The following is an 11,847-nucleotide window of genomic DNA, read 5'->3' on the forward strand; positions in this document are numbered from 1 at the left end:
TACAAGCATTTACAAGAAAAAAAGTTTGGTTTTTCATTGGGTTTTAGATAACAACAACTACACACAACAACAACTACAACACAACTAAAACCCATTGTATAATCAAAAAGGAAAAATTTATGATTCCACAAGTTTCAAAAGAAATTATCGATTTAGGAGATGGAAGAAGCATCTCAATCGAAACTGGTAAATTAGCAAAACAAGCCGATGGTTCAGTTGTTGTACGTTTAGGAAACTGTATGCTTTTAGCAACTGCAGTATCTGCAAGAACATCTAACCCAGGTGTTGATTTTTTACCATTAACGGTAGATTACCGTGAAAAATTTGCTGCTGCGGGACGTTTCCCAGGTGGTTTTTTCAAAAGAGAAGCCAGACCAAGTGACAGCGAAGTATTAACAATGAGATTAGTAGACCGTGTATTGCGTCCGCTTTTCCCAGACGATTACCATGCTGAAACTCAGGTTATGATTCAATTAATGTCTCATGACGACGATGTTATGCCAGATGCATTAGCTGGTTTAGCAGCATCTGCAGCATTAGCAGTTTCAGATATTCCATTTTACAATTTAATTTCAGAGGTTCGTGTTGCACGTATCGACGGAAAATTAGTAATCAACCCAAGCAGAGCTGAATTAGAAAAATCTGATATCGATATGATGATCGGTGCTTCTTTAGATTCTGTTGCAATGGTTGAAGGTGAGATGAAAGAAATCTCTGAAGCTGAAATGGTTGAAGCAATTAAATTTGCTCACGAAGCAATTAAAGTTCAAATTGAAGCGCAGCAGCGTTTAAGAGCAAAACTTAGCTCTCAGGAATACAGAACGTACGAAGGCGAAGTTGAAGACGAAGCTGTTTACGCTAAAGTAAAAGCTGCCGCTTACGATAAATGTTATGCAATTGCACAAGAAGCTTCTGGAAAAAGTGAAAGAGGCGAAAAATTTGCAGCTGTAAAAGAAGAAGCTAAAGCTTTATTTACTGAAGAAGAATATGCTGAAAACGCAGATTTAGCTGGTTTAGTTGGAAAATATTTCTACAAAACAAACAAAGAAGCTGTTCGTAACGTAATTCTTGAAAAAGGAATTCGTTTAGATGGAAGAAAAACTACAGAAATCAGACCAATTTGGTGTGAAACTGATTATTTACCATCTGTACACGGTTCTTCTTTATTTACACGTGGAGAAACTCAGGCTTTGGCAACTGTAACTTTAGGAACTTCCAGAGAAGCAAACCAAATCGACTCTCCGTCTGAACAAGGTGAAGAAAAATTCTACTTACACTATAACTTCCCTCCTTTCTCTACTGGTGAAGCAAAACCATTAAGAGGAACTTCAAGAAGAGAAGTTGGTCACGGTAACTTAGCTCAAAGAGCATTAAAAAATATGATTCCTGCTGATTGTCCTTATACAATTCGTGTTGTTTCTGAGGTTTTAGAATCTAACGGTTCTTCTTCTATGGCAACAGTTTGTGCTGGAACAATGGCTTTAATGGATGCTGGTGTTCAAATGGTAAAACCAGTTTCTGGAATTGCTATGGGATTGATTACTGACGGAGAGAAATTTGCTGTATTGTCAGACATTTTAGGTGATGAAGATCACTTAGGAGATATGGACTTTAAAGTAACCGGAACTGCTGACGGTATCACAGCTTGTCAAATGGATATCAAAATTGACGGGTTACGTTATGATATTATGGAGCAGGCGCTTAACCAGGCTCGTGACGGACGTATGCATATTTTAGGTAAATTAACTGAAACTATTGCAGCTCCAAGAGCAGATGTAAAGGCACACGCACCAAAAATCATCACCAGAACTATTCCTGGAAACTTTATTGGAGCATTAATTGGCCCTGGCGGAAAAGTAATTCAGGAATTACAAAAAGCTACTGGAACAACTATTGTAATTAATGAAGTTGATGAGCAAGGAGTTATCGAAATCTTAGGTACAGATCCCGCTGGAATTGAAGCAGTATTAGCAAAAATTGCTTCTATTACTTTTAAACCACAATTAGGAGAAACTTACGAAGTTAAAGTAATCAAAATGCTTGATTTTGGAGCTGTTGTAGAATATACTGCTGCACCAGGAAATGAAGTATTGCTTCACGTATCTGAACTTGCTTGGGAACGTACTGAAAATGTTGCCGATGTAGTTAAAATGGGAGATGTTTTCCAAGTGAAATACTTAGGAGTTGACCCTAAAACCAAAAAAGAAAAAGTGTCTAAAAAAGCACTTGTTCCAAGACCTCCGCGCGAGGACAAAAAAGAGTAATCAGATCTTAGTTTACTAAAGGTTTATTCATAGAAAACCCCAGCTCATTTATTTGAGTTGGGGTTTTTAAATTTAATTAAACAGCTTATTCTTCTTGAAAGGAATTTTATTACGAATCAAATAGGCATGATAACAACTGGGAACATCAAATGTCCATTTTGGAAGAATTAAGATGATAAGTAAAACATCTATATGACCAATAATCCCAAAAAGATTAAAACAACAAGTTCTTTTCTAATTTCGGCTCCAAAATTATAAGTCAGCATTATTAAAATTGGCCCTAATAAAAGCCTGAAAGCGATAAGCAGGATTGGTATATTTTTCATTTGTTTTATTTTTATTTCTTAAACTGCCAGTTAAAAAAAGGAAGCTTACGTTTTCCGTTTGTATTCCAAAGACCAAATTGCATTCCTCGTAATTCTTTAGAATTATTAAACAATCCGATCTGAATTCCGTTATGTCGTCTGGAAACGTTTGATGACCCAATTTGAATTCCATTTCCCGAATCAGATATATTTGCTAAACCCGAAATACTCACCCCAGAAAAGCTCTTCGTATTCAATATCCCTCCAACAGAAAATCCATTCATTTTATTCATTCCTGAAATTATCGAAATATTTATCCCTCTTAATTCTGCACCACCCATAAATCCTCCTGAACTGATGTTTAAACCATTTATCTTAATATAAGTATCGGTTCGGTCATCAAAAAAAGCTACGTTACTAATAACATTATCATTAATTCCAACTAAAAAAGATTCAAATGGAACATTAATCGAAATTGTAAATAAAGCTACTGACAAAGGACTCGCCTCAACATTTAATCCATTAATTATTTGAAGTTTAATTTTTTCATTCTCATAATGCCCTACTCCCAAAGCAAAACCATTTACTTTATTTACTCTTCTGGATATTGGAGACAGGCTAAAAATCTTTATGCTGTCATTCCTTAAGCCATTATTAGATTTCCATCTGAAATAGTGCAGATCAATATCTTTTCCATCAAATTCTACAGAAGGGCCTGCCGAAATATTACTAGCCAAAGTATCAACGGTTTTTGATGAACCATCCTGTCCAAAGCAAAAGGTGGCAAACAAGAGAAGACTTATAAATTGTACACTGTGAAAACTGCCAAAAGAATTGACAATCCTAACTTGATTTATCATTTTCATACTGTTTCTTTTTAAAATTACAGGACAAACCTATTGCATTTATCACATATCAATTTGCACAAAACAATAAAACATTTTATTATATTTGCGATTATCGCAAATTATGAAACATCAGGAATCATTTTTAAAAGCTATTAGAAGTAAAATTTCTAAATCAAATTCTTTGATAGATGAGATTGCTTCTATTCTGGAAATCAGTTATGATGCATCGCATCGAAGGATATCACAAAAGAGTAAATTTTCTATTGATGAAACCATCATACTGGCCAATCATTTTAATATTTCATTGGATAATTTATTTTCTCAAAAAGAAAAAGTTATTGTAGAAAAAACAATTGAGATTGAATCATTAAAAGATATGCTTCAATATTTTAAAGCATCAGCACAGCAAGTTGAAATATTGACAAAGAACTCCAAAACAAAACTTTATTATTCTGCCAAGGATATTCCGTTGTTCTATTTTATGGATGGAACAATTTTGTCAAAATTTAAAGCTTTTGTATGGCTGAATCTTTTAAATACAAATCAAAAAAAAGTATCATTCGAAAATTTTGTGATTGAAGAATCTTTTACCGAGTATATGCAAACCTTAAAAAAAGCATACGAAAACACTGCTGTAAATGAAATCTGGAATGACACAACCATAAATAGCAGTTTACAGCAGATTCTCTATTTTTATGAAGCCGGCTTATTAAATTTAAAAAATGCCAATGCACTTTGTAAAGACTTAAAGAGAATTCTAAATTTAATACAAGCAAAATGCAATGATCCTAATAATAACTTTGCTCTTTATTATAACGAACTAATATTATTGAACAATAACATGCTCATAGAAACGGAAGAAAAACTAACTATGTTTGTTCCTTATACTCTCTTGGGTTATTTTATTACAGACAATGAAGACAGCTGTAAAAATGTGCACCAGTTTTTTAAACAGCAAATTATCAACTCAATAGCCTTAGGGCAATCAGGAATTAAAGAACAAAATCTTTTCTTTAATCGTGCCATTCGAAAAATAGATTATTATCTCGAAAAGATTAATTCGCAAGTCGATTTATTATTTTAATGTTTTAAGCCGTATCTGCAACAATTTATTTCCTGGTTTTTTCATTTTTTTTAAAGCAAATTATAATTTTATATCTATGAACAGCAATAAATGAATGATTTAACAAAAAAAACACGACAATCCTTATATTTTCTTAAAGAAATAAAATATCTTTAACCCACCAAAAATAAAATTATTAACCCTAAAAACCTTATTATGGACTTTAATGTCATTCAAATCACAAGAATTAACTCAGAACCTTTTTCTTTTACAGACAAAGTGAATATTACTTTTCCGGTTCCGCCTTTGGCTTCAGCTAAAATTTACGAAAATGAAGGATCAAAAACATTAAAAATTTGTGCTACTGTATACATTAACTCTAAAGATTCGCAAAATCCGGTAGTTGGAACACTAACAGAACATCTTAACACTGTCGAAATTTATTTTGACTATGACTGGGATGAAGAAACACCGGATACTTACGATGTATGGTATATTGAAATAGATTATGCTTCTGAAAGTGTTGAAAATATTACTACTGTAATGTCATATTTAAGAAATATTGATCCTGAAACATCTAGAGGAACAGAGACATCTGTAGGTCGTTAAACCCTCACAATAGATATTTTACTAACATCGTTTATTGAGATTATAAATTATCCATTAAACGATGTTTCCTCATTATATAATATTTTCTTGTTAAATTCTAAACAAAAAATGAGTAATGCTTATTATTAGATTTTTTTTAAATTTATTGATTGTTTGCTCTCCTTTCTTGTTGTTTTCTCAATCGTCAAACAAACAGTTAAACGAAGTGCTAAAGAAAAAAGAGATTGAATTCAAAAATGAATTGAATTTTAGCAAAGCTTCTAACTTTTTTATTAAAAAAAATTGGGACTCGACTTTGGTCAGTTCTATGAAACAATTAAATATTAATAAAAATAAAGAACTCGCAGATTATTGTCACTTTTTTAGGGGATATAGCTTTATTGAAAAAAAATTATTTAAAGAAGCAAAATTTGAATTAAACTTAATTTCTAAAAAATTCACGTTCTATTCTTTAGTCAACAAAAACTTAGGTGATGCTTCAATAGAGTTAAAAGAATTTGAAAAAGCAATTATATATTTCAAAAAAATAGAAAAACTTAAATCCTTAAATCAACAAGGCTTAAAAATTAGTCTTATTTATCAAAATTTAGGAATTTGTCATTTACACCTAAATGATTTTATTAAAGCGGAAGAGTATCTTTTTAAAAGTTTAGAAATTCTGGAAATAGAAAAAGACATTATAAATTTATTTTGCATTTATAATGATATTGCGAACTTATACTATATTCAATATAAAGACCAACAAGCAATTCCTTATTTTGAAAAAGCATATGATTTATCAAAAAAAACAGTTGATTTTGACATAAAGAGAAAAGCTTCATTAAACATGTCTGTTGTTGAAGAAAATAAAGGCAATTTTAAGAAGGCATTGTTTTACAGAAAAGAATCTGCTCAATGGAAAGATTCCTTAAACAATCAAAGCAAAATTTGGGCTCTGGCAGATTACGAAAAAAAATTCGCTGTAGCACAAAAACAAAAACAAATTAAAGTACTCGAAGTAGAAAATGAGCTAAAAAATGCACAGCGTAATACATTATTTTTCTCGGCTATTGGTCTTTTATTAATTTTAACCGGCGGAGTTTATTTATATGCACAAAAAGTAAAAAATGGAAAAACCATCTTACGCCAAAAAAACAAACTCGACGAACTCAATGCAACAAAAGACCAGCTGTTTTCTATTGTAAGTCATGATTTACGTTCGTCTGTAAATGCATTAAAAAACAGTAATTCTAAATTATCTGCTACACTTGAAAATAAAAACTACGACGAGTTAAATCATTTAATTATTCAGAATAGCAGTATTGCAAACGGCACTTATAGTTTATTAGATAATTTATTACACTGGGCATTACTGCAGACAAAACAATTATATTTTCACAAGGAATCTGTTCACTTATATTCTGTTGTACAACAAATTGAATATAATTATAAGCCTTTATTGCTGGATAAATCTATTACATTCGAAAATTCAGTTTCAAAAAATATCTTTCTGTTTGTTGATCTTGATTCTTTAAAAATTGTATTTAGAAATTTACTGGACAATGCCATTAAATTTTCTAATGAAAATGGACAAATTACCTTTTCGGCAAATGAAACAGACTCTGATTTTTGTCAGGTTATAATTCAGGATACCGGAATTGGAATGAATGAAAACACTATTAAGGAATTGCTTTATGAAGGCGAATTACTGGCCAAAAAAGGCAATTCAGAAATTATAGGTACTGGTTTGGGTTTACAATTATGTAAACAAATGATAAAGAAAAACTCTGGAACGTTTAATATCGAAAGCGAACTCAATAAAGGGACTAAAATGATATTAACGTTCCCAAAAACTAAATGAAATGGATAATATTAATGTTTTAATTATAGAAGATACTTTAGAGCAGAGTGATGAACTTGTAAAAGTATTGCTGGACAACAATTATAATGTTGCCGGAGTTGCCGCAAACTATACAGATGCATTAAAACTTTTTTATGAAAAGCCTGTTGATATAATTATAATTGATGTTTTCCTGGATGGAAAACCTGACGGAATAACTTTTGCAGAGTCTATTAATATAATTCCTCATGCATCTAAACCATTTGTTTTTTTAACAAGTTCTCAGGATCGCCAGATTTTTGAAAGGGCAAAACTTACCAGACCTTTCAGCTTTTTAATGAAACCTTTTAATGAACTTGAAATTTTGTATGCCTTAGAAATGGCCGTCGAAAAGTTTTATGAGCAGACCAATGTCTTTTTGAGTGAAGAACAAAATACAGTTATCAGTAATGATTCTTTATTTATTAAAAAGAAAAACTCATTGAAAAAAGTTGCACTTGAAGACATTCTGTATATTGAAGTTGAAGAACGTTACTGCAATATTATAACCGAAAAAGAAAAATTTGTAATCCTAATTTCATTGACTAAAATCAGCGATTTATTAGACAAAAATAAATTTATAAAAACGCATCGCAATACGATCGTAAATACGGATAAGATAGAAGAAATTATTCTTGCAGATAACCTTATTATCCTCAAAGGAAATCATAAAATAAATTTGAGTGATACCTACAAAGATTTTATAAAAAAGATGAATATTTTATCTTAATTATATTTCACCTCAAAATTATATCCTCTTTTCAGGAGGATTTTTTTATGCTTATTTGAAAGAAAAAACTTTAAGGCAGCAAGCAATTTATGGGATTCATGACACAGAAAAAGGGTTTCGTGACATTTTCACACTTATAGAATGAGATCAAAATTACTTTTATCTCTCCTAAATCAAAATAAAAATAGATGAAGATAGCGTTAACGAGAAACCCTGAAATGAAACTTTTACCAACTATAAAGAAAATTAAAAACAATCCGTGGGTTGGAGTTGTTGTTTCTTTGGCTATTATTATTCCTTGTTTATATAAAATTTTAGACGATGTTACAGTTTTAAGATTAGAATATATCTTACTGGCCGTTGCATTTCCAATTTATATAAGATCGCTAAAAAAAATATTCGACGAAATCCTTGATAAGACTGATGATTTCTACGATTGAAACTTAAATATACAATTCTAACTCCAATCAAATTATTCGTTAAAAACCCTAAATCACAATGATGATTTAGGGTTTTTGTTATTAATAAAATAAGAAATTATCACATTTTAACAGATATGTGTTTTGTTTATAACCTTTTTTTAATAAATTTGAAAACCCCCCAAAGCAAATCACTAAAACCATCAAATCCTTTGAAAAATTATCAAAAAAAATCCGTTTTCCTTATTTTATTTGGGTTATTATTAAACATTCATATTATTCATAGTCAAACAAATAATGATGTAAATATTTACAATTGGTTTGACAAAACTGTTGGAAAAGATAATCTTGATCTTAATAACGGAACACCACACATTAATCCGTACAGAACAATTGGAGACAGCCATTTGTATTTAATAAACAAATATGAAATTGGAAAAATCAATTACGAGGGGCAAAAATATTATGAAGTAAAACTTAAATATGACATCTACAGAGATATTTTAGTTTTAAATCCATACGGAGAATCTGAAAATATTGGAATAAATCTTATTCAAAACAAAGTTGAATCTTTTACTGTCCAGGATAAAAATTTTGTCAAAATCGACAAAAAAATTGAAACAGTTCCAGAACTTACCCCTGGTTATTATGAAGAAAGTAAAATTGCACCGGGTTTTACATTTTACATCAAGCATCATAAAGACCTTCAAAAAACAGTATTAGAAAACGGCGTATTCTATACTTTCAAAGAAAGTAATTCATTTTTTATTGATCTAAAAAACAATATTTCTGTAATCAAGGGCAAAAATGATATTATCAAACTATTCCCTGAACAAAAAAAACAAATCAATGGGTTTTATTTAATGAATAGAGAACTGCAAAAATCTGACTTAAATCAATTTATGAAAAATTTGATGAAATACATTTCTAATTCTCTTTCAATTCAAACTAAATAAGACAAATGAAAAAAATTTTACTCGCCTTTGTTATTTTATTCTCATTTCAATTGTCTATAGCGCAGAACTCGAATGAGAAATTATCAATTACATTTAAAGATGAAACTTTAGAAAATGCAATAAAACGTATTGAAACAGCGACATCGTACAAATTTTACTTTGATCCAACCTGGGTTAATTCAAACAAAGAATTGATTTCCGGAGTTTATACTGATGCAAAAATTGATGATGTCCTAAATTCAATTTTAAGCAAAACTGATTTGAATTATATTGTACTGAAGAACAAAGTGATTTTAACGCTTAACAGTACAATTCATGATACTTTACCATCGAATTATTTTACCGATGCTCCTGTCGAAACGACGAATCAAAATAATGGAAATGATCACTCAGACAATCCGGTTTTTTATCAGCAGTATGATTCTTTAAACAGCTATAGCGTAACAAAAAAAGCTTCGATCATATTTATCGGAAAAGAAAACAAAGATTCTGTTAAGAAAAATTATACTGTTTCTGGTACTGTAAGAAATGAAGAAACAGGAAAAGCAGAACAAAACATTTATATAAAAGTACGAGGAAAAAGCATCAATACATCTAGTGATCTTGATGGAAATTATACTTTACAGCTTCCGCGAGGAATAAATGTTATTGAAGTTAAATCTCTAAGCCACAAAGAGGTTGTAAGAACTTTAATGGTTTATGATGATGGTAAATTTGATATTGGTATCAATGAGAGATCAAATCAATTAGATGAAGTTGTAATTAAAAAGAAAGGACAAAAAACAACTGAAACTACAGTTTCAGGGTTAGTTTCTATTGATATTGAAGGAATTAAAAATGTTCCTTTAATTCTTGGAGAAAGAGATATTTTAAAAGTTGCTACAACATTTCCTGGTATTAAAACTACCGGAGAAGGATCTGCAGGATTTAACGTAAGAGGCGGAAAAGACGATCAAAACCTTATTCTTTTAGACAATGCTGTTTTATACAATCCGCAGCACTTTTTAGGGTTTTTCTCGGCTATAAACCCTTATACAGCAAAAAAAGCAGATATTTATAAAGGAAGTATTCCGGCAGATTTTGGAGGAAGGTTATCCTCTGTATTTGACATTACAACCAAAAACGGAAATCCGGAAAAATTCTCAGGAGAAGGAGCAATTGGACCTATAACATCAAATTTAACGCTTAGTACACCAATCCAGAAAAATAAATCAAGTATTATTTTTGGAGGTCGTGCAACGTATTCGGACTGGATTTTAAAATCTCTTGACGATGAAAATCTTAAAAACAGTCAGGCAGGATTTTATGACGGAATTCTTAAATATAACAATCAAATCAATGCCAGCAATAATCTTGAAGCAACTGCTTATTACAGCCACGATCGCTTTAGTTTAAGTTCAGATTCAATTTATAAATACAGCAACAGACTTGCTTCTTTAAAATGGGATCATACTTTTAGCAAAAAAAGCAAAGCAGCTTTAATTTTTACAAACAGCGAATACAAGTTTAACATCGATTATGATTCAAACGACATCAATTCATTTGACTTTGGATATAAAGTAAACGAATCTCAATTGCAGTTAAAACTGAATTATCAGCTTAATCCAAAACATACTTTATCTTATGGTATTGCAAGTAAATTATATAACATTTCGCCAGGTTATCAGCATCCAAAAAAACCTGAAGCAACTTTAATTTCAACGGATATTGAAAAAGAAAGAGCACTCGAATCAGCCATTTATTTAGCCGATAGTTATAAATTTAGTGATAAACTATTAATTGATTTAGGATTAAGATATTCCTATTATGCCTCTTTAGGAGAAGCAGATGTAAATTCTTATCAGGCCGGTCTGCCTTTAAGCGACGAAACCGTAACCGGAACAACACATTACGGAAAAAACGAAGTAATAAAAACATATGGCGGACTTGAACCTCGTTTGGCTGCTCGTTATTTTATTACAGAAGATTTTTCTATAAAAGCGGGTTATGATGTAACACGTCAATATATTCATCTTTTATCAAGCAATGTAACACAATCTCCAACAGACACCTGGAAATTATCTGATTCTAACGTAAAACCACAAACTGCACAGCAAGTTTCTTTAGGTCTTTTTAAAACATTAAAAGATGAAGAATATGAAGTTAGCTTAGAAGGATATTACAAAAAATCTAAAAATATTCTTGATTATAAAGTTGGGGCACAGCTTCTGTTAAATCAAAATGTCGAAACAGAATTACTGCAAGGTGAAGGAAAAGCGTATGGAGTTGAGTTATTATTAAAGAAAACAACAGGAAGGTTAAACGGATGGATTGGTTATACTTATTCTCGTACTTTAATAAAACTTGATAGTCAGTTTAGTTCTGAAATTGTAAACAATGGTAACTTTTTCCCGGCAAATTTTGACAAACCTCACGATTTAAGTGCAATTTTAAATTATAAATTTACAAAACGTTATAGTTTATCTTCAAACTTCTTATACCAAACAGGAAGACCAATTACGTATCCAATTGGAACGTTTCAATATGGAAATTCAGAATATACATTATACAGCGACAGAAATGCTTATAGAATTCCGGATTATATTCGTTTAGACATTGGTCTTAACATCGAAGGAAATCATAAAATTAAAAAGTTAGCACATAGTTTCTGGAACATTTCAATCTATAATGTTTTAGGAAGAAATAATCCATATTCAATTTATTTTGTAACTGATCAAAATGGAAAAGTAAAAGGATATAAAACATCTATTTTCTCAATTCCTGTTCCAAGTATTACTTATAATTTTAAATTTTAA

10 protein-coding genes and 1 pseudogene are annotated in these 11,847 nt (G+C 30.6%); 8 read left to right on the forward strand and 3 right to left on the reverse strand.

What is annotated here, in order from left to right; genetic code table 11:
* Positions 1-119: 119 nt before the first annotated feature.
* On the forward strand, positions 120-2,264 hold the full coding sequence (locus tag LUU93_RS01005; protein WP_232676791.1) for a polyribonucleotide nucleotidyltransferase: 2,145 nt from the start codon (positions 120-122) through the stop codon (positions 2,262-2,264).
* Between the two features lie 72 nt (positions 2,265-2,336).
* Here LUU93_RS01005 and LUU93_RS21865 read toward each other — a convergent pair.
* The 3 genes and pseudogenes from LUU93_RS21865 to LUU93_RS01015 all read right to left on the reverse strand — a co-directional run.
* Positions 2,337-2,453, reverse strand: a pseudogene (locus LUU93_RS21865) (CDP-alcohol phosphatidyltransferase family protein); the annotation flags it as partial.
* Entirely contained in the window at positions 2,453-2,590 is a 138-nt protein-coding gene (locus tag LUU93_RS01010; RefSeq protein ID WP_232676793.1) for a hypothetical protein, read from the reverse strand. The pseudogene LUU93_RS21865 and the gene LUU93_RS01010, both read right to left, overlap by 1 nt.
* Before the next feature lie 11 nt (positions 2,591-2,601).
* Positions 2,602-3,435 (reverse strand): LA_2272 family surface repeat-containing protein, encoded by an 834-nt coding sequence (locus tag LUU93_RS01015; protein WP_232676794.1) that lies wholly within the window; start codon positions 3,433-3,435, stop codon positions 2,602-2,604.
* Between the two features lie 103 nt (positions 3,436-3,538).
* On the opposite strand from LUU93_RS01015, the gene LUU93_RS01020 reads away from it, so the two are divergent.
* The 7 genes from LUU93_RS01020 to LUU93_RS01050 all read left to right on the forward strand — a co-directional run bounded on the left by LUU93_RS01020 (position 3,539) and on the right by LUU93_RS01050 (position 11,847).
* Positions 3,539-4,501: a hypothetical protein gene (locus LUU93_RS01020; RefSeq protein WP_232676796.1), complete on the forward strand. Its 963-nt coding sequence runs from the start codon at positions 3,539-3,541 to the stop codon at positions 4,499-4,501.
* 195 nt (positions 4,502-4,696) lie between these two features.
* The gene (locus tag LUU93_RS01025; RefSeq protein ID WP_232676799.1) at positions 4,697-5,089 is read left to right on the forward strand and encodes a hypothetical protein; all 393 of its coding nucleotides are present in this window, start codon (positions 4,697-4,699) and stop codon (positions 5,087-5,089) included.
* A gap of 205 nt (positions 5,090-5,294) precedes the next feature.
* A complete protein-coding gene (locus LUU93_RS01030; RefSeq protein WP_232676802.1) occupies positions 5,295-6,929 on the forward strand; it encodes a tetratricopeptide repeat-containing sensor histidine kinase in 1,635 nt (544 codons plus the stop codon).
* Between the two features lies 1 nt (position 6,930).
* Positions 6,931-7,677: a LytR/AlgR family response regulator transcription factor gene (locus LUU93_RS01035; protein ID WP_232676806.1), complete on the forward strand. Its 747-nt coding sequence runs from the start codon at positions 6,931-6,933 to the stop codon at positions 7,675-7,677.
* A 188-nt stretch (positions 7,678-7,865) separates the two neighbouring features.
* Positions 7,866-8,117: a hypothetical protein gene (locus LUU93_RS01040; protein ID WP_232676809.1), complete on the forward strand. Its 252-nt coding sequence runs from the start codon at positions 7,866-7,868 to the stop codon at positions 8,115-8,117.
* 191 nt (positions 8,118-8,308) lie between these two features.
* Positions 8,309-9,052, forward strand: a complete 744-nt coding sequence (locus LUU93_RS01045) for a hypothetical protein (protein WP_232676812.1) — start codon at positions 8,309-8,311, stop codon at positions 9,050-9,052.
* A 5-nt stretch (positions 9,053-9,057) separates the two neighbouring features.
* Positions 9,058-11,847 carry a TonB-dependent receptor gene (locus tag LUU93_RS01050; protein ID WP_232676828.1) on the forward strand — a complete coding sequence of 930 codons (2,790 nt, stop codon included), beginning with the start codon at positions 9,058-9,060 and terminating at the stop codon, positions 11,845-11,847.

This window comes from Flavobacterium soyae (genome assembly GCF_021245985.1).
Classification (GTDB): domain Bacteria; phylum Bacteroidota; class Bacteroidia; order Flavobacteriales; family Flavobacteriaceae; genus Flavobacterium; species Flavobacterium soyae.